The following is a 22,749-nucleotide window of genomic DNA, read 5'->3' on the forward strand; positions in this document are numbered from 1 at the left end:
GCGCCCGGCGTCTCAGCTGGTGACGTCCTTGCGGGTGAAGCGCCAGAACGCCAGGCCCCAGAACAGCGTCGCGTAGCTGATCGCCGAGATCGCCCCGCGTACCACGTCGTCGGTCTGCACCGGCGTCGACAGCAGCCCCAGCCAGGCGGTGCTGTAGTGCGTCGGCAGGAACGCGCGCAGCGCGCCCAGGGCAGTGATCTGGTCGAGGATGCTGGAGAGGATCCAGAGCAGCACCGCGCCGCCGACCGCGCCCAGCGCGGCGTCCGTCACCACGGACAGCAGGAACGCCAGGCCGGCCACCACCAGGAGTACGACCGCCAGGTAGCCGAGCACGCCCAGCAGCCGCAGCAGCCCCTCGCCCGGTTCGAGCTGGGCCGCCACAGTGCTGCGCAACGGCTCCCAGCCGTAGCGGAGGGTGCCGATCAGCAGAGCGGTGCCGGCGAGCAGCAGCAGTGCCAGGGCCGAGTAGACGAGCGCGACGAGCAGCTTCACCGTCAGCAGGCGGGCCCGGGGCACCGGCACCGCCAGCAGGTAACGCAGGCTGCCCCAGCTCGCCTCGCTGGCCACCGTGTCCCCGCAGAACAGCGCCACCACCACGACCATCAGGAACGACGCCGAGACGAAGATGGTGAAGAGCGTGAAGTTCAGCCCGCCCGACGTGGCGAACTCGACCAGGCTGCCGAACTCCCCGCGCCCGTTGTCGTCGTCGCCGCCCGTGTCGAACTGGAACGCGATCAAAATGATCAACGGCAGCAGCACCATGAACCCGAGCGCGAGCTGCGTACGCCGCCGGGAGGCCTGCCGCCGGAACTCGGCGCCGAACGGCAGGGTCGCCGAGGGCCGGTAGCCGGCCGCCGCTCCCACCGTGGGTGACGTACCCGCCATCATCGGTCTCCGCTTCCCCGAGAGTTGTCGCCCACCAGGGCGAGGAACGCGTCCTCCAGGCGGCGCCGCGGCACCACCCGGTCCACCCCGATGCCGGCCCGGACCAACTCGGCGACCACCTCGCTGCGGGCGGTGCCGTTGGTGTCCACCACGAGCTGCCCCTCGCCGTCGGGGAGCACCCGCACCCCGGGCAGGCCGTCCAGCACCGCCCGGGCAGCCTCCGGGTCGGTCACGTCGAAGAGCACGCTCGGCGACTCGCCGACGATCTCCTCGACCGGTCCCGAGGCGACGATGCGGCCCTTGTTCACCACCACCGCGTGCGTGCAGGTCTGCTCCACCTCGGCCAGCAGGTGGCTGGAGACCAGCACCGCCCGGCCGTCGGTGGCGTAGCGCTGGAGCACCCGGCGCATCTCCGCGATCTGCGGCGGGTCGAGCCCGTCGGTCGGCTCGTCGAGCACCAGCAGCTCGGGCAGGCCCAGCATCGCCTGCGCGATGGCGAGACGCTGCCGCATGCCGTGGCTGTAGTTGTTGGTCTTGCGGTGCACGGAGTCGCCCAGGCCGGCGATCTCCAGGGCCTCCTCGAAGTGCGCGTCCTCGGCGGGCCGGCCGGTGGCCCGCCAGTACGCCTTCAGGTTGTCCAGCCCCGACAGGTGCGGCAGGAAGCCCGGCCCCTCGACGAGCGCGCCGATCCGGGACAGCACCGGCGACCCGGGCACCAGCCGGTGCCCGAAGACGTAGATCTCGCCGGCGGTGGGCTGGGTCAGCCCCATCAGCACCCGCAGCGTGGTGGTCTTGCCCGCGCCGTTCGGGCCGAGCAGGCCGACGACCTGACCGGGGTGCACCTCGAAGTCCACGTTGGAGACGGCGACGAAGCCGTCCGCGTACTCCTTGCGGAGTTGCCGCACGGCCAGCGGGACGCCCGCGTACGCCGGGTGGATGGAGCTGTCCTGGCGGCGGTGCCGGCGGCGGACCACGGCGACGACCACGACGAGCCCGACGACGATCGCGGCGACCAGGCCGGCCAGCACCCAGCGCCACACGGTGGCGGAGGTGGGGATGGGGTCGCCGGCGACGGTCGGCAGGCTGACCGCGCCGGTGGCCGCGACGGTGTGCACGGCCGGCTCGACCGGGGTGGCGTACGCCTGGTCGGAGGTCGCCACCACCACGCGCAGCCGGTGCCCGGCCTCGATCCGGCGCACGATCGCCGGCAGGGTGACGGTGACCGGGCGTGCCGCGTCGATGGTCGGCGGCAGGCCGGTGAGCCGGACCGGGGCGACCAGCCCGTTGGGCAGGGTTGCCGCGCCGTTGGGGTCGACGTCGTAGAGCTTGACGAAGAGCACGGCCTCCCCCGTGGCCGACGCCGCCCGCACGTCGACGGTCGGGGCGCCGACGACGTCCACCGCCTCGGTCAGCGGCTCCGACTCGAAGCGGGCGTGCTGGCCGGGAATGTCGCCGGCCACGCCGCCGAGCAGCGACGACAGCTCACCGGCGAAGGGCACCGAGGAGATGGCGGCCGGGTTGCGTGACGGCGGGTTGGCGACGGGCTGGGCGGGGCCGGCCACCGGTACGCTCCGGCGGGCCGTGCCGGCGACGCCGGGATAGTCGGCGTAGCGGTAGCCGGTCGCCACCAGCCCCCGGTCGAGGGCGTCGAAGCCGGCGATCCGCGACCAGGTGAAGTCGTCGCCCGGGGCCTCGCCCTCGCCCTTGACGTAGTGGTCGAGCCACTGCACGGTCAGGAACTTCACCCGGTCCGAGTCGGTCTTCGGGCCCTCGCCGCCGTCGTGACCGCCGGTGAACCAGGCCACCCGCACGGGCGTGCCGGCGGCGGCGATGCCGTTCGCGTTCGCGTTCGCCTCGCCGAGCGGGAAGAGGGTGTCCGCCTCGCCCTGCACGAGCAGGGTCGGCGCCTTGATCCGGTTGAGCACCCCGGCCGGGCTGGAGCGGCGCAGCAGGTCCACGGCGGCCTGGTCGGCCCGACCCGTGGTGGCGATGCGCAGGTACGCGGCGCAGATGTCGGCGGCGAACCGGCCGCACGCCGGGTCACCGGCCCCGGCCGGCGCGCGCCCCGGACCCGTCCCCGGACCGGCGCCCGGACCCGGGCTGGGCGGGCCGGCGGAGGCGGGCGCCCCCTCGGGCTGCGCGGCGCTGGTCCCGGAGAGCCCGGCCGGCCCGGAGCCGACGTTGCCGCCGCCGCCGAAGAACAGCCCGGCCCAGCCGGACTTGAACACGCCCTCGGTGGGCTCCTTGCCGCTGCTCTCCGGCAGGAAGGAGCGGGACAGGTCGTTCCAGGTGATCATCGGCACGATCGCGTCGACGCGCTGGTCCTGCGCGGCGAGCAGGAGCGCCAGGGCGCCGCCGTACGAGCCGCCGACGACGCCCACCTTCGGGTCACCGGCGGCGTCGGTACGGATCTCGGGCCGGGCGGCGAGCCAGTCCAGCAGCCGTTCGGCGTCCCGGACCTCGTAGTCCGGGTGGTCCAGGTGGATCTGCCCGCCGCTGCGGCCGAAGCCCCGCGCGGTCCAGGTGAGCACCGCGTAGCCGCGTCCGGCGAACTCCTCGGCGTCGGCGCGGACGGACTCCTTCGTGCCACCGAAGCCGTGCGCCAGCAGCACCGCCGGCACCTTGTCCGCCGCCGATGCGTCCTCGGGCAGGTAGAAGGTCGTGTCCAGGACGACGGGCTCGTCCCCGGTCGGCCCGGAGGAGACGTTCACGAACGCCGCCTCGGTGCGGATGGCCGGCCCCTGCGGCAGGACGGCCCAGGTCACGGCGGCGGCGAGCAGCACGACGACCACCGTCGCGGCGACGGCGCGCCGGCGGGTGGGCAGGGCACGCCGGATCCACGCGGCCGACAACGGCGATCTCATTGGGCACACGGTACGGCCCGGATCCTGAGCGTTGGCTGAGATCCTCCGTACGTCCGTCCGGTTGATCCGATCGGCGTCGCACCGGCGCGGTCCAGACCGTCTCACGGAGATGAATTCGGATCATGTGAATTCCGATGTTCGTCGGAAATCCACTCCGATCCATCCTTGTCACTCTCCGGCCCGGCACGGACGGTGCCTAACGAGTGACCCTGCGGTTACTTCGGGCTTCGTGACGCAAAGCTGACCGTCCGGCGGCCGGAACGGTCCCCGCTGGTCGGTTAGTTTTCCGGTCCGGTGCACGGGACTTCGCCGTCGACCCCCGACCCCCCGCCGATCCCGTGCTCCCGCCGGAGGAGACAGACATGACCGTCCCCGCACCGCCGGCCCGCCGGCGGCCCACCGCGGTGGGCCGCGTACTGCCGCTGCTGCTCCTCGTCGCCCTGCTCGCGCCGATGACCCTGCTGTTCGTCCAGACCTGGCGGCTCACGGCCGACGACCGGGACCTGGCCGGCCGGGAACGGCTGGGCGTGGAGTACCTGCGCGCCCTCGCCCCGGTCACCCACGCCCTGGTCGAGGCCCAGTCCGCCGCCGTCGCCGCCCGGCCCGTCACCAGCCAGGCGCTGACCCGCGCGGTCGAGGCCGCCGCCTCCGTGGACGCGCGGACCGGCGACGAGTTGCGCACCAAGGAACGCTGGGCGGGCCTGCGGGCCAGGATCGAGGCGCTGGGCGCCCGCGGCCCCGCCGACCCGGAGGCGGCCTTCACCGCGTACGGCGAGGCCACCGACCTGCTGCTGGCCCTGCACGGCAAGGTCCGGGAGACGTCCGGGCTCGTCCGCGACCCCCGGCCCGACTCCTTCTTCCTCCAGCACGCGAGCCGGGACCTGCCCGAGGCGGTCGTGGCGGCCGGCCGGCTGGCCGACCTGGCCGTGCTCGCCGACCGCCGGCCCGCCAGCGACCGGAACCGCACCGCCGTCGAGATCGCCGCCCTCCGGGTGGGCGTCCTCACCCCGGCCGGTGACCTGGTCACCGACCTCCGGGCCGCCGTGGACAGCTCGGAGAGCGCCGACCTCGGCCCGAGCGTGCTGAACCCGCTCGACACCTACCAGCGGGCCGTCGAGACGTTGGCGGCCCACTCCGCGCCGACCGGTCGCGACGCGAAGACCGACCAGGCGCGGATCGCCGGCGCACGGCTGAACGCGCAGGCCGCCGCCGAACAGCTCCAGCCCGTCATCCTGGACGAACTCGACGCGCTCCTCGCCGGACGCTCCCGCGACCTGGACCGGGACCGCTGGCTGACCGTGGCGGCCGGGGCGCTGGCCGTCCTGCTGTGGGCGGCACTGGGCGCGGTGTGGCTCGCCGCCGCCCGCCGGGCCCCGGGGCGCGCGGCACAGGCCCGACGCGAGCGGTACGGCGCCGACGCCCCGCCGGAGGACACGCCGTGGCAGCCGGCCGCCGGCCGGGGTGCCGAACCGCGTCAGCTCCAGCCGGCGGGGTCGGCCCGCGAACCCGGCGGCGCGCAGTGGGGGCCCTTCGATGCTGCTCGCTAGGCTCCGCATCCGGGGCAAGCTCGCGCTGCTCGTGGTCATCCCGCTGCTCAGCATGGTGGCGCTGGCCGTGCCGGCGGTGCTCGACCGCGTTGCCGCCGCGCAACGGGCCGGCGACATCGCCGACCGGGTCCGCGTCGCCAGCCGGATCGGCAGCCTCGTGCAGGACCTGCAACAGGAACGCGTCCTCTCGGTCGGGCTGCTGCTCGGCCGGGTCACCCGGAGCGAGCTGATGCAGCGGACCGCCGGCGTGGACGACCGGGTCGCCGACCTGCGGGCGACCTCGGCAGGCCCGCTGCCGCCGGAGGTGACGGAGGCCCTGCACGGCGTACGCGGGCTGACCGACGTGCGTGTCGCGGTGCTCGCCGGCACCGCCACCCCGGACCAGATCATGGCCGCGTACGGGCCGGTCAGCACGGGACTGATCGACGCGCTGCGGCTGCCGTTCGGGGTGGACACCGACACGGCGGCCGGGCGGCAGGTGCTGGCCCTGGACGGGTTGCTCCGCGTCGACGAGGCGATGGGCGCCTGCGCCACCCTCATCGTGCTCGTCAAGGCCACCGGCTCGCCCCGGGTGAGTGCCTCGTACGTCGCCTGCATGGCGGGGCTGCGGGCGGACAACCAGGGGTTCCGCAGCCTGATCACGCCGGAGCAGTTGAAGCTGGTGACCCTGAACGACGCGGCCGTGGCCGCCCGGACCAGCGCGGACTTCCTCACCAGGAGCGCGCTGGACCCGGCCGGCGCGACCAGGGACATCCCGCTGGACGCGCTCTTCCCGTCGGTCCGCTCGATGATCACCTTCGGGCAGTTCATCGAGAAGAAGCTCGTCGCCGACGTCATCGCCGAGGTGACCGGGCAGCAACGCCGGGCGCTGACCGAGGCGTACCTGGTGGCGGGGATCGTCACCCTGATCCTCGCCGTGGTGGTGCTGCTCAGTGCGGCCGTCGCCCGGACGGTGGCCCGGCCGCTGACCCGGCTCACCCGCTCCGCCGACCGGGTGGCCCGGGTCGCCGAGGCGGAGCTGACCCGGGTCGCCGACGACGAGACCGAGGGCGCCGCGCCGGTACGCCTCGACCCGGTCGACGTACGGGCCCGCGACGAGATCGGCGACCTGGCCCGCGCGTTCGACCGGGTGCAGAGCACCGCCGCCCGGCTCGTGGAACGGCAGGTCGCCGGCCGGCGCAACGTGGCCCAGATGTTCGGCCACGTCGGCCGCCGTACGCAGAACCTCGTGGGCCGGCAGATCGCGCTGATCGACCGGCTGGAGCGGCAGGAGACCGACCCCGGCCGGCTGGAGCACCTGTACCGGCTCGACCACATCTCCAGCCGGCTGCGCCGCAACGCCGGCAGCCTGGTGGTGCTCTCCGGCTCGGCCGGCGCCGACCCCCACGTGGCGCCGGTGCCGCTCGCGGACGTGGTCCGGCTGGCGCTCGGCGAGATCGAGGACTACACCCGGGTCGACGTGCAGGTCCCGCCCGGCGTGTCGGTGGCGCCCGGGACCGTCGGCGACCTCGTCCTGGCGCTGGCCGAGCTGATGGAGAACGCGACGGTCTTCTCCCCGCCGCACACCCGGGTCACCGTGGGCGGCGAGCCGACCGGCTCCGGCGCCTTGCTGACCGTGGTGGACCGGGGCATCGGCATGGCCCCGGAGCGGCTGGCGGAGGAGAACGCCCGGCTCACCCGGCGGGAACGGCTCGACCTCGCGCCGACCGAGGTGCTGGGGCTCTTCGTGGTGGGTCGCCTGGCCCGCCGGCACGGCTGGCAGGTGCGGCTGACGCCGACCGCCGGTGGCGGGGTGACCGCGCACCTGGACGTCCCGGAGACGTCGCTGGTCGTCCACCGCGCCGAGCGGGCCGGCGTGACCGTGGCCCGGGCCGCCGTACCCGCCCGCGACCGGCGCTCGCCCGACGAGCCGGAGGCCGCCCGGCCCCGCGCGGCGGTCGGCACGGCACCGTCCGGGGTCGGCGCGGCGGCGGAGGCTGCGCCGTCCGGGTTCGACGCGGTGCTGCTGAGCCGCGCCACCCGCAGCTTGGAGTCCGGCGCCTCCTGGGACGCGTTCAGCTCCAGTGGCGAGCCGGCCGGCGTCGAGCTGCGCGCACCGGCCGGCACCGAGCCTCGGGCACCGGCCGCAGCCGCCCCGCCGGGCATCCGGCAGCGGGTGCCCGGCGCCACCCTGCGCCCGGCCGGGCCGCCGGCCGCCCCGCCGGTGAGCGGGCCGGTGCCGGTCACCGACGCGGACCCGGCCGCCGCCCGCGCCCTCGTCGAGGCCGTCGAGTCGGGCGTACGCCGGGCCGAACTGGGCCGGGGCACCCCGGACGGCACCGCGCCGGCCGGGCTGACCCGGCGGGTGCCCGGGGCGAACCTGACCGCCACCCCGGCCCGTCAGCCCGACAGCCCCCCGGAGAACCCGGACGAGGTCCGCGACCTCCTCACCGAGTTCGAGGCGGGCGTCGCCCGCGCTCTGCACGAAGTCAGCCAAGACCGCCGCTACGAAGAGGGAACATCACGGTGACCAGCCCCTTCACGCACGACAACGTCGACCACCAGAACCCGGGCGCCGGGGACCTGAGCCCGGAGGCGCGCACCTTCAACTGGTTGCTGGACTCCTTCACCTCCAGTACGGCCGGCGTGCTGGAGGCGATCGCCGTCTCGTCGGACGGGCTGCTGATGGCCATGTCGGCGATCAAGGACCGCTCCAACGCGGAACGGCTCGCCGCGGTGGTCTCCGGCATGACGAGCCTCGCCGGCGGCGCCGCGAGCTGGTACGCCCTCGGCGGGCTGAACCGGGTGGTCGTGGACATGGCCGAGGGCTACCTGCTGATCAGCGCGATCAGCAGCGGCTCCGTGCTCGGGGTGGTCGCCGACCGCTCGGCGAACCTCGGCACCGTCGCCTACGAGATGACGCTCTTCGCCGGGCGGGCCGGTGGCGCCCTCACCCCGAGACTGATCGCCGAACTGAAGAACGCCGCCCAGCAGTGACCCCCGAGGTCGCCGGCGAGGGGCCGGACCCGGAACCCACGGTCCGGATCCGGCCCTACCTGCGCGCGTCGTCCCCGCACGACGCGCGGCCCGGCCTGCCGGCGACCCCGGCCGCGCCGGCGACCGAGGACGGGCCCGCCGGCCCGCGCCCGTTCGTGCTCACCGCCGGGCGGGTGGCCGGCGCCGACCCGGCGATCGGGCTGGAGACGCAGGTGACCGCCCGACCGGCGACCGACCGGCCGGCGTCGCTGACCTGGCTGGCACCCGAGTTGCAGGCGATCGTCTCGCTCTGCGACGAGCCGATCTCGGTCGCCGAGATCTCCGCCCGTACCCGGTTGCACTTCGGCGTGACCCGGGTGCTGGTCGGCGACCTCCGCGCCGCGGGCCACCTCGACGTGCACGACGGCGCCGACGCCCTCGACCCCGACATCATCCTGCGAGTGATGGATGGACTCCGTGCGATCTCCTGAATGGCCGGTCGCCCCGCTGGGCGGGATCGCCGCCAACAGCGCCGCCACCCGGTACGGCTCCCCGACGGGACCGCAACCCGCCGCGTCCGCTCCGCCGCCGCACCGGACGCCGGCCACCGGTGTTGCCGCGGTGCCCCGGCCCACGCCGGCCGCCGCACCGCCGATCCCGGTCAAGATCCTCATCGCCGGCGGCTTCGGGGTCGGCAAGACCACCACGGTCGGCGCGATCTCCGAGATCGCCCCGCTGACCACCGAGGCGGAGATGACCACCGCCGGGATCGGCGTCGACGACCCCGGCGTACGCTCCGCGAAGACCACCACCACGGTGGCGATGGACTTCGGCTGCGTCACCATCGACCGCAGCCTGAAGCTGTACCTGTTCGGCACGCCGGGGCAGGCCCGGTTCGGTTTCATGTGGGACGACCTGGCCCGGGGGGCACTGGGCGCGCTCGTCGTGGTGGACAGCGCCCGGCTCGACGACTGCTACCCGGCGATCGACTTCTTCGAGCGGGCCGGCCTGCCCTTCGTGGTCGGCGTGAACGCCTTCGACGGGCGGCTGGCACACGACCTCGACGCGATCCGGTGGGCGCTGGCCGTCGGCGACCACGTGCCCCTGGTGCAGTTCGACGCCCGGGACCGGCTCTCGGTGCGGGACGCCCTGCTGGTCGTCCTCGACCGCGCACTCGAGCGGGCCACCCGGGAGGGAAGGTCCTGAACCGCTGCGGCGGTTCGACCCGTTTCACGAGAAGGGGTGGTTCGTGATGAGAGGTGGACTGGACGAGACACTGGCCCGGATGGCGCGCCGCGAGGAGGCGTTGCGGCGGCGGGCCGCCGAGGCGGAGCCGGCGGGCGGGGAGGCCGACGGGGCGCCGGAGGCGCGGGGCGGATCCGAGCCGGGGCGCGCCGACGTCCGGGGCGAGGGGCGCAACGCCGGGCCCGGCTGGGTCGACGCGCGGCGGGGCGCGGAACACCGCGACCCCGTGGTGGAGGTCGCCGAGGCGGTCCGTCGCGTGGTGGCCGGCCACCCCGGCACCGCGGTCAGCATCCGGGTCGAGCACGACGGGCAGGCGTACCCGCTGCGGGTCGCCTGGACCGACGCGGGCGTGACGGTCGACGCGGAGGCCCCCGCGCCGCCGCCGGCGTGGCCGATGTCGGTCAAGACGGTGCCGGCCTGGACGCCGGCCCAGGAGGGGCTGACCCCCGACCCGGCGGCACGGCTGGCCGAGCTGATCCGCCGCGACTCCTCCCTGCTGGGGGACGGTGACGCTCCTCGCGGAGCACGGAACGCCCCGGGAGGGGGCAGGGCGTGACCACGGCGGCTAGGGTCGGGCGGTGGCGGAACCCGACCTGACCCTGACCGCGAGCCTGCGGCCGGCGGCCCTCGACGCCCGACGGGGCGTCGTCCGGCTGCACCCGGAGGTGCTCACCGCGCTGGCGCTGCGACCCGGCGACCCGGTGCGGCTGGCGGGCCGGCGGGTGAGCGCCGGCATCGTCGCGCCTGCCGAGCCGACCGCCAGCACCTCGCTGCTCTACGCCGACGACCTCATGCTGGGCAACCTCGGCATCCGCGACGGCGCCCAGGTGACGGTGAGCCGTCTGCCGGTCACGCCGGCCCGTCGGGTGCTGCTCGCCGGTCCGGCGCAGATCGCCGCCGTGGTCTCGCCCGAGATGCTCCGGCTGGCCCTGCTCGGCAAGGTGGTGACGACCGGGGACGACGTGTCGCTGCTACCGCAGGACGTGCTGCCCGACGCCTCGGTGCGCAGCCTGGTGGAGGCCGCCCGGCGCAGCCTCTCCAATAGCGTCGGGTACGCCTGGACCAGCACTCTGCTCGCCGTGGTCGCCGCCGAGCCCGACACCGGCTCGCTGGTCACCATGGACACCGTCGTCGGCTGGGAGCACGGCCAGGCGACCCACGGCTCCGCCGGCACCGGACCCGCCCCGCAGGGGCGCCGCCTCGACGCGGGCCCGACGCCCAACGGGACCGCCCCGAGCCGGGCGGCTGCCACGGGGGGCGTACGCCTCCCGGGCGCCGTGGACGCCACGGGACACACCGCCGGAAGCGTCGACGAGGCGCCGCCCGCGGTGGACGAGCTGCCCGGGCTGCGGTCGCAGGCCGAGGAGCTGACCGAGCTGCTCGACCTCGGCTTCCACCACCGGGAGGTGCTCGGCCGGCTGGGCACGACCGTCTCGCTGGGCGTGCTGATCGCCGGGCCGGCCGGCTCCGGCAAGGCGGCGCTCGTGCGGGCCGTGGCCGCCCGGGTCGGGGCCCGGGTCAGCCCGCTCTGGGCTCCCGAGGTGGCCGCGCTGACCAACCAGGCCGCCGCCGACCGGCTGCGCGCCGCCGCCGCCGAGGCGCGCGCGGACGGCCCCGGGGTGCTGCTGGTCACCGACGTGGAGGCGCTCGCCCCGGCGGACGGGCCGGGGCCGGTGGCGACCGTGTTCCGGCAGGTGGTCGCCGAGACCGTACGGGCGGGGGCGGCGGTCGTCTGCACCACCGGCCGGCCCGAGGCCGTCGACCCCGCGCTGCGTGCCCCGGACCTGCTCTCGCTGCGGATCAGCGTGCCGCTGCCGGACGCGGCCCTGCGCCGGGAGCAGTCGACGGTGCTGACCCGGCAGGTCCCCCTCGCCGACGACGTGCGGCTCGACGAGGTCGCCGGGCGTACCCCCGGCTTCGTCGCCGCCGACCTGGCCGCGCTGCTCCGCGAGGCCGGGGTGCGCGCGGCGCTGCGCCAGAAGTCGGCCGAGACGCCGACGGTGGCGATGGCCGACTTCACCGCCGCGCTGGAGGTGGTCCGCCCCACCACCATGGCCGCCTCCACCCTGGAGCTGGCCTCGGTGACGCTGGACGACGTGGGCGGCCTGACGGAGGTCAAGGAGACGCTGACCGAGTCGGTGCTCTGGCCGCTGACCTACCCGGACACCTTCGCCCGGCTCGGCGTGCAGCCGCCGCGCGGGGTGCTCCTCTACGGCCCACCGGGCTGCGGCAAGACCTACCTGGTCACGGCGCTGGCCGGCTCGGGGCGGGCGAACGTGCTCTCGGTGAAGGGCGCGGAGCTGCTGTCGAAGTGGGTCGGTGAGAGCGAGCGCGCGGTCCGCGAGCTGTTCCGCCGGGCCCGGGAGGCCGCGCCCACCCTGATCTTCCTGGACGAGGTGGACGCGCTCGCCCCCGTACGCGGCCAGGCCAGCGACGGCGGCACCACCGACCGGGTGGTGGCCGCGCTGCTGACCGAGCTGGACGGCGTGGAGACGCTGCGCAACGTGGTGGTGGTCGGCGCGACGAACCGCCCCGACCTGGTGGACCCGGCGCTGCTGCGCCCGGGACGGCTGGAACGGCTGGTCTACGTGCCGCCGCCGGACGGGCCGGCGCGGGCGGAGATCCTGCGCGCCTCGGCCCGGAACGTGCCGCTGGCACCCGAGGTGGACCTCGTGGAACTGGGCGGCGAGTTGGACGGCTTCTCGGCGGCGGACTGTGCCGCGCTGGTGCGCGAGGCGGCCCTGGCCGCCATGCGGGAGTCGCTGACGGCGTCCACCGTCACGGCCGCGCACGTGGCGGCGGCCCGCGCCCGGGTCCGCCCGTCCCTGGACCCGACCCAGGTCGCCTGGCTCGCCGCGTACGCCGAGAAGCGGGCCGGCTGAGCGCCCGCGCCCCGGGGTGACCGGCGCTGTCGGGCTGATGTCGTGGACGACTCGTCAGTCGGTGGGCAGGAGGGGGCCGAGGGGCCCGAGGTCGAGATTGAGGTCCTCGGGCGTGAGGCCGAAGTAGTCGCGCAGCCCCGCCATCTGCTCCTCCAGGGCCATCAGCGTGGTGCCGATCCGTTCGATCTGCTCCTCGGTCAGGTCGCCGAGGTCGACCCGGCGCAGCGCCTGTCGCTCCATGAGCTGCCGCAGCAGCTCGATCACGGTGAGCACGAGGCTGGCCAGCCCCCGCTCGACGCCGTCCCGGTCGACGGCGAGCCGGCGGTCCAGCGGCGTCACCCGGGGCGGCTGCCACCGGGTGTCGCCGAGCGCGGCGGCGAGTTCGGCCGCCTCGTCCCGCCGGCCGCCACCGCCGCCCGGCTCGGCCCGGCAGGTGCCACCGCCGCCCGGTCTGCCCACGCCCACTCCCCCGCGGCCCGGGCCGGTCGCGCCGTCCGGGCGGCCGTCCGGGGCGCTCACGGCCACGTCCCCGGCGTCCCGGCGGCGGCGCCCGGGGCGGCATCCCGCAGTTCCGGCGGGGCGAGCGCGCCGACGGAGGCGACCAGTGCGCGCAGGGAGATCCGGACCAGGTCGATGTCGGCGATGGCGATGGTGATGTCGCCGCTGATCACCACGCCGGTGGCGAGGACCCGGTCGAGCAGGTCGACCAGGGCCACCGGCCGGTAGGCCAGCGGGTCGTCGGCGCTGCTGGGGGCGAGCGACGTGGTCACCACGCCGGCCCCCGGGCCGTCAGCACGCCGACTCCCGTACGGTGAGCGCCGGCTCAGCGGGCCGCTCCTCGGCGAAGGAGTACGGCGGCCACGGGCCGGTCAGCTCCAGCCGGATCTCCGGGTGCCGACCGGCGAGCGCGCCGACCAGCTGGCGGAATCCGGCGACCGACCCCTGGCCGACCAGGTACGCCCCGTTGAGCACCATGGCGGTGGGCGCACCGGAGAGCCGGCGGTCCTGCGGGGGGTGCCGCCGGACGGCCACCGCGTGCCCGGCCAGTGCCTCGTGCACGGCGGAGGCGGCGTCGGCGGCGATCCGCTGCCCCTCCTCGCGGGCGGTGAGCTGGGCCCGGCGCCGCCGCAGGTACGCCGCCCCGGCGCCGCCCGACCCAACGGATTCCGCCGTGCGGGGCGTCGCGCCCGGCACGACGTACCCCTTGACGCCCCACTCGTCGTGGCCCGCGAGCCGGTCCAGGACGGTGGTCAGCTCGACCCGGCGGGCGGTGAGCTGCCCCGCCACCCGGGCGTCGTCGTGGTGGACGGTGGCCAGCCGGGCGGGCACCACGGCGCCGTCGCGGGACAGGGCCGCGACCACCGCGTGGTGCGTCCGGGCCGCCCGCTCCAGCCAGGCCAGGTCCTCCAGGTTCCGGCGCAGCGCCTCCTCGCCGTACTCGGACAGCGGCGCGGCGCTGACGACGGCGACCAGGCCGGCGGCCCGCACCGCGCGCACCGGAGCGCCGTCCATCCCGGCAGTCGCGGCGAGCAGGGCGGGATCGACCTCCCGCGCCACGCCGTGCAGCCACACCCCGACGCCGGGGCTCGCCGGCCCGGTGGCGGGCGCGAGGTCAGCCGTCGAACTCATCCCGCTCCTCCCTGCGAGCGGCCGTCCGGGCGACCCGGGGGCGGCGTTCCGCCTCCACCTGCTCCGGGTCCCGTGGGCCGGGCTCCACCGGCGGCCTCGCCCGGGAGCTGAGCCACGGGTCGTGCTCCCACCAGTCGATGCCGATCTGCCGGGCCGTGTCGACCGAGGCGATGACCAGTCGCAGCTTGAGCGTCAGCAGCTCGATGTCGAGCAGGCTGACCCGGATGTCGCCGGCGATCACGATGCCCCGGTCGAGCACGCGTTCCAGGATGTCGCCGAGATTGGCCGGCTCGTGCCCGGCGGGCAGGACCTGGCCGGAGTTCTGCACCACCGGGGGCGGCTGCACGCTCACCTCAACCCACCTCGCCCTTCCCGCGCTGGTAGCGCCGCACCCGCCGGTAGCCGAGCAGGCCACCCTCCAGGTCCAGCTCCACCTCGTAGAGGCCGAGCAGGTCGGTGGAGCTGGGGATGCGCCGGTCCTCGATCACCTCCACCCCGATCAGCCAGCCGTCCCGCGACGACTTCAGCGAGGTGGTCCCCACCGGATCCCGGCCGGTCAACTCGACGATCTGCCGCATCCCCTCGCGCGCCGCCTCGGCGGCCGTGATGGGTTCGAGGTACTCCTCCTCGTCGTCGTACCGGTCGTCGTCGACGGGCTCGCTCCTACGCGCCCGATCGCCGTCGCCGCGGATCAGACCCCCCATCGCGCTCACCTCCCTCGCCGCCGCCGCGCGACACCCGCCGCGAGCGTTCGGTGCCGACCTGCCGCGCCCGTTCCGTACCGGTTCGCCGCGCCCGGCCCTCGCCGGACCGCGACGCTCGTTCCGCGCCGGACTGCCGGCGGCGGCCGGAAGCGGACTGCCGCGCCCGGTCCGCGCCGGGCTCGTGCCGGGTCCCGCCGTTCTCCCGACGGGACCCGGGGCCGTCCCGGGCCGGAGCCCGGCTCTGGGCGGGCGCCGGCCGCTGGACGCCGCCGGTCAGCCGCTCCAGCACCTGCTGCTGCCCCCGGTCCCGTTCCGCGGCGCTGATCTCGCCCGCAGCTGCCGCCGCGTCCAGTGCCTCCAGCTCGCGCCGGACGTCGACGGGGTTGCGCTGCCGCGACTCCGCCTCCCGGGCGATCACCTTCACCACCGCGGTCAGCCCCCGCACCGGCGCGTACGGCAGGGTCAGCAGCGTCCACAGGATGTCCACCGGTCACCCCATCAACTGGTGGGCGCTGACGAAGTCGTACGGCGCGAGCGGGCCGAGCAGCCGCATCCGGATCAGCTCCCGGCGCTGCTCGGCGTACTCCTCGACCGCCGAGACGAACTCGTCCTCCCGGTCCTGTTCCACCAGGAAGGCGGCGTTCGACGCGTCCAGCTCGTTGCTCGGCGGCCGGGGCGCGCTCGCCACGACGAGGGGACCGAGGGTGTCGACCAGTTGCCGGTTCTCCGCCTCCCGACGCAGCTCCACCGCCTGGCTGATGATCTCGCCGAGTCGGATCCGCTGCGTCCGGGTGGCCGCCTCCGGCTGCCCACGCACCTGGTCCGCCAGGTCGGCGGCGCCCGGGTTTTCCGCCAGCACCGCCGCGATCAGGTTCGCCTCGTCGTAGCGCCCGTGCACCGTGTACTGGATCCGCCCCTCGAACTCGTCGAGCGCGGCGACGAACCGGTCGTGGTGCGCGTCCAGCAGGTCGGCGACCGCGTCAGGCCCGGTGACGACCGTGCCGAAACGCACCGGCAGCACCGGCGCCACCGCCGCCGTGCCGTCCACCAGCTCCTGGTACGCGGTCAGGTCCGCCGGCCGGCCGAGCGGCTCGGTCAGGCTCACCTCGCTGACCAGCGCGGCCAGGTCCTCGTGCCGCACCGCCGTCACCTCTCCGGGCGGGTCGCCGACCCCGGCGGCGTCCGGGGTCGGCTCCACGTCGGAGGGCACGATGCCGTAGATGAACAGTCCCGTCTCCTCGGCCATGCTCACCGCTCCTCGTCACGTCGCCGCCGGGGCCGGTCGCGATCCCGGTCCCGGTCCCGATCGCGGTCCCGGTCCTGGTCGTCCGAGCCCAGCTCGCCGACGGCGTCCTTGATCGCGCCGACCGTCTTGCCGACCCCGGAGACCGCCTTGCCGGCGCCGACCGCCCCCGAGGCTCCCTCGACCAGGTCGGGCAGCCCCTTCTGGCCCTTTGGAGTGATGTCGAACCGGTCGACCGCCTCGGCGAAGCGCAGATAGGTCTCCACGCTGGCGATGACGATCCGGGCGTTGATCTCGATCAGCTGGATGCCGACCACCGCGATCGAAACCTGGGCGTCGATCACGACGCCCTTGTCCAGCACGGTCTCCACGACATCGGCCAGGCCGGAGCCCCCTCCGCCGCGTTGCAGGGCGCCGCCGCCCTGACCCTCACTCGTCGCGATGGTCACTCCCGCTCCTCCCGTCGACGGCGGACCACGGGTCGCCGGGGCGCTTCCGGGGAACGGCGGGCCCGGGGCTCCTCACGGGAACGCGGCTCCTCGCGGGGCTGCGGGCGGCGGGCCCGCTCCGGGGCGCGGCGGCGCGGCGGGGGCTGTTCCTCCTCCGGCTCCTCCTCCTCGTACTCGGCGTAGTCGCCCTCGTCGTACTCGTCCTCGTACTCCTCGTCCTCGGCCGGGCGACGGCGCTGCGGCGGTCGGCGGCGGCCACGCTCGGCGGGCCTGCGCTTCTCGCGCGGCTCCTCCTCGGCCTCCTCCGCCTCCTCCTCGGGCTCGGGCTCCCGCCGGCCGCGCTGCTCGCGCTCCTCCTGCCCCTCGCGCTCCTGCTTCTCGCGCTCCTCCTGCTCCTCGCGCAGCGCGGTCTCGTGGTCGCGGACCACCCGAGAGTCCTCGATCTCGCCGCGCCAGCCCTGCACCGAATCCGGGTCGAGGACGGTCCGGGTCATCACGTGCCGGACGAAGTGCTTCAGCTCCAGCCGGGCGCGGCGGCCCTGGGCCCGCCACAGGTTGCCGGTGTGCTCGAAGAGGCCCTGCGGGTGGTACTCCAGCACCACCAGGATCCGGGTCAGGTCGGGCGACAGTTCGTGGAAGCTGACTGTGCCGTCGACAGAGCCCTTCTCGCCCTGCGAGCGCCAGTGGATCAGCTTGTCCGGGATCTGCCGGACGATGGTGGACTCCCAGGTGCGGTGCGACCAGAAGACCTGCGCCTTCCAGGTCAGCTTCTCGTCCGACTCGGTGTCGACGTTCTCGACCTTCTTCATGAAGCTCGGGAAGTCGCCGAACTGGGTCCACTGGTCGTACGCGACCCGGACCGGCACGCCGACCTCGATCGCCTCGACGATGTTGGTGACCTTGACCTTCTTGCCGCCGCCCTTGCCGCCCTTGCCGCCCTTGCCGAGCGCCGACATGATCTTCTCCTTACCGCCGGCCAGCCCGGCATGGACCATCGCCTTCACCGGTGAACCGCCCTCCGCGAGCTTCTGCGCGCCGGTGGTAGCGGCAATCAGGCCGGGACCGCCGCCCTGCTTCGCGTAGTCGCTGAGCCGGCCGGTCGCGCCCGTGATCCGCTCGGTCACCACCCGCATCGCGCGCTCGCCGATGGCGCTGGCCAGATTGCGCGCCTCGCCGGCGAGTTGACCCCGGACCTTGTCCCCGAGTCCACCGGGGTTCGTCGTGTCCGGCATGGTCACCGCCCCCGCCGCTGGTCGCCGGCGTCGCGGTTCCGCTGCTTGCCGTCGTCGTCGCGGTCCCGCCCGCCGTCGTCGTCACGCTCCTGCCCGCCATCGTCGTCGCGGTCCTGCCCGCCGTCGTCGCGCTCCTGGTGCTCGGCGTCGGTGTCCCGGTCCGGCCGGTCGCCGGCGCCGCCGGCGCCGGTCCCGCCCTTTCGGCGCAGCGCGTCGGCCGAACCGCGCAGCTTGCCGCTGATGGCATCGATGCCGCTGCCGGCGGCGGCGGTCGCGGCCGCCTTCGAGGCGGCGGCGAGCGGGCCGCCCAGGCGGCCGAGGTTGCTCAAGTGGGGAGACGACTGAAGCAGGTTGCCGCCCGCCTTCAGCAGTCCGCCGGGCTCCCGACTGGCCCGACCGGCCGCGACCGCGGCGGCCAGGGTGAGGGCGGTACGCAGCTTGCGCCGGCGGCCCAGCAGGTAGCCGAAGCCGACCGCGAGCCCGATTCGTGCTCCGCTCTTCATCAGTTCTCCTTCGCTCCCCGGAGCGCCGGACACCTGACGGCAATGGTCGAAAGAATGGCCGCCGGGGATCAGCACGCGCCGGACCGCACATCAGGTGTCCCGTTTGATCGGACCCGACGGGCAGTACCCGTTGGCCTATCGGCGAAACACTCCCGCGCGTTGTCGACGCCATTCACCGGGGTCGGGGCGCGTGCCCTCATAAAACGCGCAAAGCCGACACCAAGGCAGCGCTGAGCAGTAAGAACCTCAGGAAGGAAATAATTGCGGAATGGCCGTCACAGGGCCGGCAGCGTCGAATCGAGGCATATCTCGGCGTGCACCACGCTGCCGCTCTCGCGCAATTTTGCGCCGCACTTCTGAAGCACGGAAACGGCACCGTGGTTGTCGACGGTGGTCTCCGCGACGACCAGTCGCATTCCGGCCGCCGCCGCCTCGTTCAACAGTTCGCGCAGGGCGCCCGCGCCGATTCCCTGGCCCCGTGCGGAGCGACCCAGCCACATCCCGGTCTCGACCGTGCCCGGCTCGTCACGGCGGGTCATCCGGATCATGCCGACCACCTCGCCGCCGGCCAGGATCGCGTACATGCAGGTGCCGGTCGGGCCGTCCAGACCTCCGAAGCTCGCCCGGTGGAACTCCCGGAACGCCTCCCGCCGGGCGCACGACCAGCCCGCAGGGGCCTCCACCGGCGGCATCACGTCGCCGGGCTCCGCTTCCGCAGCCGCTACGGAGAGCAATGGCTCCAGGTTCTGCTCGTCCACCGGCTCCAGCCGCACCGTTCCCGCCACGTGCCGCAGTCTGCCGGCCCCACCGGCCCAAGTCCACCCCATCGGGCCCCGACTGGCGGTCCGGCGGAAGGTACCGGCCGGTCGGCCCGCATCGTGTTCTGCCTCACGCTCCGCTGTCAACCGCCCGGCCGACCCGGGGTGACGGGTTGGCGGACCGCCTGCCCGCGGGCCGGTCAGGATGTCTCGGCGTCGAACTCGCAGAGCACCACGGAGGCGTCGTCGGCGGGCTTGTGCCGGCGCAACCGGTCCGGATGGTCCCGCTCGGCGACGCGTACCCGGTCGATCAACGCGCCGGGGTCCTCGGCGGTCGCCACGTCCAGCAGCCCCGCCCAGTCGAGGACGCCGAACTGCTCCACCAGGGCCGACGCGCCGTCGCTGAGCAGCGCCGCCCGGCGTACCGCGCCCGGCCCCCGCAGCGGCAGGGTCCCGGTCACCGCGTGGAACGCCGCGTCCGGGTCGGCGGCCGCCACCCAGTAACCGTGGGTACGGTTCATCCGCGCCCGCTGCATGTCGACCGCCTGCCGGATCCGGGCGACCCGATCGGCCCCGCCGGCCGGCAGGGCCTCGACCATGGCCCGCAGCTCCGCCGTGGCGGCGTCCAGTCGGTCGTCGGTGACGACGCTGATCCGACCGCCGGCGTCGAGCACCAGCGGGCTGTCGCAGAGCACGAGGTAGTCGAGGTGGTCACCCCCGTCGCGCAGCAGGCAGACCGTGCTCGACGGGGTGCCCGGATGGTCCAGGTCGCACTCGTCGCCGTGGTCGGCCCGGACCGCGAGGATCGCCGCCGCCAGGTTGCTCATCAGGGTCGCCGTCGGGCGGACCGCCTCCGCCAGCCCGAGCCGGGCCGCGAGGTGCCGGACGTACCAGGCGGTGCCGTGCGCGCAGCCCGTGTCGAAGCCCTCCGGCACGCTGGCGCCGTCCAGCACGCCGACCAGCGGCCCGAACCGAAGGACCAGGTCCTCGTTGACCGCCCGGCCGGGGGGCGGCGCGGACGCGGAGCGTACCCGCATCGTCCGCGCCGCCCCGACCACCCGGGTCGCCTCAGCGGCGACGGAGGTCGTCGGCGGTCTCATGCGCCTGCCCCTGCATCTGGTGGGCGGCCGACCGGCCCTGATCCCGGACGGCGGACGCGCCACTGGCGGCCGTCGAACCGACCGCCCGGGCCGCCTCCTGCGCCGGTCCGCGCATGTTGTGGCTGACCTCGTGGCCCATCTCGCGGCCCACCTCGCCGGCCTGCTCCCGCAGGTGTCTGGCCTGCGCCCGCAGCTGGTCGGAATGCTCGCCGACCATGTCCTTGGCCTGCCCGGCCCAGTGCCGTTCGGGGCGGCTGGGCGGGATCAGCGACGAGACCAGCAGCCCGGCGCCGAAGGCGATCAGGCCGGCCGCCAGGGGGTTGCCCTGCGCCTGCTGGCGGGACTGCTGCCCGAGCGAGCGGGCCTCCTCCCGCACCGACCCGGCCATGTGCGACATCTGCTCCCGGGACTGCTCCCCGAGCGCCCGCGCCGAATCGGCCGCGTGTGACACCCGTTCGCGGGACTGCCCGCCGAACTCCCGCGCCGAATCGGCCGCGTGCGACATCCGCTGACCTGTCGCCTGCGACATCCGCTGTGCGGCGCCGTGCCCGTCAGACTGCACGCCCATCACCTTCTCCCTGGCCCGGGTGAACGCGCCACGGGCCTGCCCGACGCGCTCACCGGCGATCCGCCGCGGGTTGACCTTGTCGGCCAGCGCGTCGACGTCGCTGCTCAGTTCGTTCCGGGTGTTCTCGATCTCCCACCGGATCCGGTCCGGATCGTTGGACATGATCTGCTCCCTCCCGGCTGGTTCACCGGCCGCGTGCCGCGTCCGGTATCTCCCGTGCGGTCTGCCTCGTGCGGGGCAGCACCGAGCGGAGCTGCTCCTTCTCCTTGCGCGCCCTGGCGAGCAGGACACCCGTGACGGCACCCCAGATGACGGCCACGATCAGCGCCGCCCAGCTCTGGTCCATCACGTTGGACAGCCCCCACCACAGCGCGTACGACACGAACAGCACCGTCAGGAAACCGGCCAGCGAGGCCCCGCCGAACATGCCGGCGAGCCTGCCGACCTGACCCGCCTCCTCGCGCAGCTCCGCCTTGGCCAGTTCGACCTCCTTGCGGACCAGCACGGAGAAGTCCCGGGTCACGTCGCCCAGCAGGTCGCCGACCGACTGCGTCCGCTCCTTCTCGGGGGCACTCACGGCGCCACCCCGCCCGGGATGTCCGGCCCCTGCCGACCCGACGGCGAGGCGTTGCGCACCCGGGCCGTCCCGGTGTACGCCCCCTCGGGCAGGTACGGCGCCTCGGCCGTCCGCTCGTACGGCTGCGACCCGGCCGTGGTGGACGCGGCGGTCGGCCCGGTGGGCGCGGTACCCGGCCCGGTCGGCGGCATCGACGGCTGGCCCTCGCCCCGCGCCCCGTCGCCCGACGCGGTCAGGTTCCGGGTGAGCCGCCCGACCAGCATGCCGGCCAGGGCCGCACCGGCCAGAAAGGTGCCCGGGTGCCGGCGCGCGTACGACCGCACGTCGTGGAGCATCGCCCCGGGTTCGCGCTCGTCGAGCCAGCCGGCCGCCTGCTGGGCGGCGTCGGCGGCCCGGCGGACCGCCTGGGCGGCCATTCCGGAGTCCTCGCTCCGCTCCGCCATCGAGCTGAGTTCGCGCCCGATGCCGCGCAGCCCGTCGGCGGCCCGGTGCTGCTGCGCCCGGGCCTGGTCGCGCAACTGCGTGCCGGCCTCACCGGTCAGGTGGCGCGCCTGCCGCCCGGCCTCCGACGCCACGTGTCCGCCCTGTTCCGCAGCGGCGTGCGCGACGTGTCCGCCCTTCTCGGCGGCGGTGTGCGCAGCGTGTGCGCCCTTCTCGGCGGCGGTGTGCGCGAGGTGTCCGCCGGTCTGGGCCGCCTGGTGCCCGACCCGGGACGCCTCCTGCCGGGTCTGCTGTGCGGTGCCGGTCGCACCGTCCGGTGGCCGGCTCGGGTTGATCTGCGTCATCGCCCGCTCCCTCCGTCGGCCCCGGGCCGCAGGTCACACGGCCCGGAACGTGAACCGGCCGCGAGATGCGGCCCGGAACGACAGCCGCGTACCCGCGCGGATCGCCGACATTCCGTACCGGCGTCGGGGGTAGGAGCTGCGGGCCGCCTGGGCGTGCCGGCACGCGGACGGCACCGGACCGGTCGGTCGGAACGGGGTCGGCGGGGCCGGGACCGGTCGGGGAGTACGACAGCGGTCAGCGGCGGCGGTTGCGGGCCCGGGAGGACCTGAGCCGGCGCAGCCGCCCGACCAGCACCGGCTCGGCGGCGAGGGCGGCCGGGTTGTCGAGCAGCCCGTTCAGCAACTGGTAGTAGCGGGTGGCCGAGAGGCCGAAGGTGTCCCGGATGGCCTGTTCCTTGGCGCCGGCGTGCCGCCACCACTGCTGTTCGAAGGCGAGGATGCCGCGCTCACGCTCGGTGAGGCCACTCTCGGGCCGGGCGTCCGCCGGGGCGTCGGCGTCGGTGCCGGCCACGCTCGGCGGGGCGCCGGCCTCGCTGGGCGCCGCCACGGCGGCGTCCGGCTCCGGCGCCGAGCGGGGCTGCGGGACCGTCGGCGTCCCGGCGCCCGGACCGGTACGCGGCTGGGGAACGACGCTGCCGGTGTCCCGCGCCTCCCCGGTGGGGTCCGCCCCGACGGTCGCGCCGGCTTCGCCGGGCCGGCCCGGCGCGGGCGGCTCGGTGGCGGCCGGGGCGGCGTCGGCGGGCTGCATGGCGCTCCTCGTGGGGCTGGCGGGCGGCACACCACGACGCCGACCGGTGGGGGGACCCCAGCCTAACCAGGGCAG

25 protein-coding genes are annotated in these 22,749 nt (G+C 75.4%); 7 read left to right on the forward strand and 18 right to left on the reverse strand.

Annotation, left to right across the window (positions count from 1 at the left end; all coding sequences use genetic code 11):
* Positions 1–12: 12 nt before the first annotated feature.
* Both ACLQ20_RS07195 and ACLQ20_RS07200 read right to left on the reverse strand, forming a co-directional pair.
* On the reverse strand, positions 13–888 hold the full coding sequence (locus ACLQ20_RS07195) for an ABC transporter permease (RefSeq protein WP_151456020.1): 876 nt from the start codon (positions 886–888) through the stop codon (positions 13–15).
* On the reverse strand, positions 885–3,749 hold the full coding sequence (locus ACLQ20_RS07200; RefSeq protein WP_151456019.1) for an alpha/beta fold hydrolase: 2,865 nt from the start codon (positions 3,747–3,749) through the stop codon (positions 885–887). Before ACLQ20_RS07200 ends, ACLQ20_RS07195 begins: the two co-directional genes overlap by 4 nt.
* 362 nt (positions 3,750–4,111) lie before the next feature.
* Between ACLQ20_RS07200 and ACLQ20_RS07205 the strand changes: the two genes are divergently transcribed.
* The 7 genes from ACLQ20_RS07205 to ACLQ20_RS07235 are packed head-to-tail and all read left to right on the forward strand — an operon-like array spanning position 4,112 to position 12,378.
* Positions 4,112–5,296: a hypothetical protein gene (locus tag ACLQ20_RS07205; RefSeq protein WP_425854624.1), complete on the forward strand. Its 1,185-nt coding sequence runs from the start codon at positions 4,112–4,114 to the stop codon at positions 5,294–5,296.
* A complete protein-coding gene (locus tag ACLQ20_RS07210) occupies positions 5,283–7,805 on the forward strand; it encodes a nitrate- and nitrite sensing domain-containing protein (RefSeq protein WP_425854626.1) in 2,523 nt (840 codons plus the stop codon). Before ACLQ20_RS07205 ends, ACLQ20_RS07210 begins: the two co-directional genes overlap by 14 nt.
* The gene (locus ACLQ20_RS07215) at positions 7,802–8,272 is read left to right on the forward strand and encodes a roadblock/LC7 domain-containing protein (protein ID WP_151456016.1); all 471 of its coding nucleotides are present in this window, start codon (positions 7,802–7,804) and stop codon (positions 8,270–8,272) included. The genes ACLQ20_RS07210 and ACLQ20_RS07215 overlap by 4 nt, the downstream gene beginning before the upstream one ends.
* Entirely contained in the window at positions 8,269–8,742 is a 474-nt protein-coding gene (locus tag ACLQ20_RS07220) for a DUF742 domain-containing protein (protein ID WP_151456015.1), read from the forward strand. Before ACLQ20_RS07215 ends, ACLQ20_RS07220 begins: the two co-directional genes overlap by 4 nt.
* The gene (locus tag ACLQ20_RS07225) at positions 8,720–9,457 is read left to right on the forward strand and encodes a GTP-binding protein (protein ID WP_132239958.1); all 738 of its coding nucleotides are present in this window, start codon (positions 8,720–8,722) and stop codon (positions 9,455–9,457) included. The genes ACLQ20_RS07220 and ACLQ20_RS07225 overlap by 23 nt, the downstream gene beginning before the upstream one ends.
* Positions 9,458–9,503: 46 nt before the next feature.
* Positions 9,504–10,052, forward strand: coding sequence for a hypothetical protein (locus ACLQ20_RS07230; RefSeq protein WP_327029781.1), 549 nt, complete (start codon positions 9,504–9,506; stop codon positions 10,050–10,052).
* A 22-nt stretch (positions 10,053–10,074) separates the two neighbouring features.
* Positions 10,075–12,378 carry an AAA family ATPase gene (locus ACLQ20_RS07235; protein ID WP_425854628.1) on the forward strand — a complete coding sequence of 768 codons (2,304 nt, stop codon included), beginning with the start codon at positions 10,075–10,077 and terminating at the stop codon, positions 12,376–12,378.
* A 54-nt stretch (positions 12,379–12,432) separates the two neighbouring features.
* On the opposite strand, the gene ACLQ20_RS07240 is transcribed toward ACLQ20_RS07235, so the two are convergent.
* From ACLQ20_RS07240 to ACLQ20_RS07315, 16 genes are all read right to left on the reverse strand, one after another.
* Complete coding sequence (locus ACLQ20_RS07240; protein ID WP_425854631.1) at positions 12,433–12,837, reverse strand: gas vesicle protein K; 405 nt, start codon at positions 12,835–12,837, stop codon at positions 12,433–12,435.
* A 56-nt stretch (positions 12,838–12,893) separates the two neighbouring features.
* Positions 12,894–13,151: a gas vesicle protein gene (locus ACLQ20_RS07245; RefSeq protein ID WP_192581397.1), complete on the reverse strand. Its 258-nt coding sequence runs from the start codon at positions 13,149–13,151 to the stop codon at positions 12,894–12,896.
* A 16-nt stretch (positions 13,152–13,167) separates the two neighbouring features.
* Positions 13,168–14,007: a GvpL/GvpF family gas vesicle protein gene (locus ACLQ20_RS07250; RefSeq protein ID WP_151454728.1), complete on the reverse strand. Its 840-nt coding sequence runs from the start codon at positions 14,005–14,007 to the stop codon at positions 13,168–13,170.
* Positions 13,991–14,359, reverse strand: coding sequence for a gas vesicle protein (locus ACLQ20_RS07255; RefSeq protein ID WP_225852198.1), 369 nt, complete (start codon positions 14,357–14,359; stop codon positions 13,991–13,993). The genes ACLQ20_RS07250 and ACLQ20_RS07255 overlap by 17 nt, the downstream gene beginning before the upstream one ends.
* 1 nt (position 14,360) lies before the next feature.
* The gene (locus tag ACLQ20_RS07260; RefSeq protein ID WP_151454729.1) at positions 14,361–14,711 is read right to left on the reverse strand and encodes a gas vesicle protein; all 351 of its coding nucleotides are present in this window, start codon (positions 14,709–14,711) and stop codon (positions 14,361–14,363) included.
* The gene (locus ACLQ20_RS07265; RefSeq protein WP_425854633.1) at positions 14,671–15,198 is read right to left on the reverse strand and encodes a gas vesicle protein GvpG; all 528 of its coding nucleotides are present in this window, start codon (positions 15,196–15,198) and stop codon (positions 14,671–14,673) included. The genes ACLQ20_RS07260 and ACLQ20_RS07265 overlap by 41 nt, the downstream gene beginning before the upstream one ends.
* A 3-nt stretch (positions 15,199–15,201) precedes the next feature.
* A complete protein-coding gene (locus ACLQ20_RS07270) occupies positions 15,202–15,957 on the reverse strand; it encodes a GvpL/GvpF family gas vesicle protein (protein WP_425854634.1) in 756 nt (251 codons plus the stop codon).
* A gap of 2 nt (positions 15,958–15,959) precedes the next feature.
* Positions 15,960–16,403 carry a gas vesicle protein GvpJ gene (gvpJ, locus tag ACLQ20_RS07275; protein ID WP_151454732.1) on the reverse strand — a complete coding sequence of 148 codons (444 nt, stop codon included), beginning with the start codon at positions 16,401–16,403 and terminating at the stop codon, positions 15,960–15,962.
* Positions 16,400–17,635 carry an SRPBCC family protein gene (locus ACLQ20_RS07280; RefSeq protein WP_425854636.1) on the reverse strand — a complete coding sequence of 412 codons (1,236 nt, stop codon included), beginning with the start codon at positions 17,633–17,635 and terminating at the stop codon, positions 16,400–16,402. Before ACLQ20_RS07280 ends, gvpJ begins: the two co-directional genes overlap by 4 nt.
* Positions 17,636–17,637: 2 nt before the next feature.
* Positions 17,638–18,138, reverse strand: a complete 501-nt coding sequence (locus ACLQ20_RS07285) for a hypothetical protein (RefSeq protein WP_327029787.1) — start codon at positions 18,136–18,138, stop codon at positions 17,638–17,640.
* Positions 18,139–18,413: 275 nt separating this feature from the next.
* The gene (locus ACLQ20_RS07290; protein WP_327029788.1) at positions 18,414–18,923 is read right to left on the reverse strand and encodes a GNAT family N-acetyltransferase; all 510 of its coding nucleotides are present in this window, start codon (positions 18,921–18,923) and stop codon (positions 18,414–18,416) included.
* Positions 18,924–19,096: 173 nt separating this feature from the next.
* Positions 19,097–19,996 carry a hypothetical protein gene (locus tag ACLQ20_RS07295; RefSeq protein ID WP_425854637.1) on the reverse strand — a complete coding sequence of 300 codons (900 nt, stop codon included), beginning with the start codon at positions 19,994–19,996 and terminating at the stop codon, positions 19,097–19,099.
* Entirely contained in the window at positions 19,965–20,726 is a 762-nt protein-coding gene (locus tag ACLQ20_RS07300) for a DUF3618 domain-containing protein (protein ID WP_327029790.1), read from the reverse strand. The genes ACLQ20_RS07295 and ACLQ20_RS07300 overlap by 32 nt, the downstream gene beginning before the upstream one ends.
* Positions 20,727–20,748: 22 nt before the next feature.
* A complete protein-coding gene (locus tag ACLQ20_RS07305; protein WP_151454738.1) occupies positions 20,749–21,141 on the reverse strand; it encodes a phage holin family protein in 393 nt (130 codons plus the stop codon).
* Positions 21,138–21,926 (reverse strand): hypothetical protein, encoded by a 789-nt coding sequence (locus tag ACLQ20_RS07310; protein WP_358121229.1) that lies wholly within the window; start codon positions 21,924–21,926, stop codon positions 21,138–21,140. The genes ACLQ20_RS07305 and ACLQ20_RS07310 overlap by 4 nt, the downstream gene beginning before the upstream one ends.
* Positions 21,927–22,161: 235 nt before the next feature.
* Positions 22,162–22,674: a DUF3263 domain-containing protein gene (locus ACLQ20_RS07315; protein WP_151454740.1), complete on the reverse strand. Its 513-nt coding sequence runs from the start codon at positions 22,672–22,674 to the stop codon at positions 22,162–22,164.
* Positions 22,675–22,749 lie beyond the last annotated feature (75 nt).

It is taken from the genome of Micromonospora sp. DT46 (genome assembly GCF_049841735.1).
In the GTDB taxonomy this organism is placed as follows: domain Bacteria; phylum Actinomycetota; class Actinomycetes; order Mycobacteriales; family Micromonosporaceae; genus Micromonospora; species Micromonospora reichwaldensis.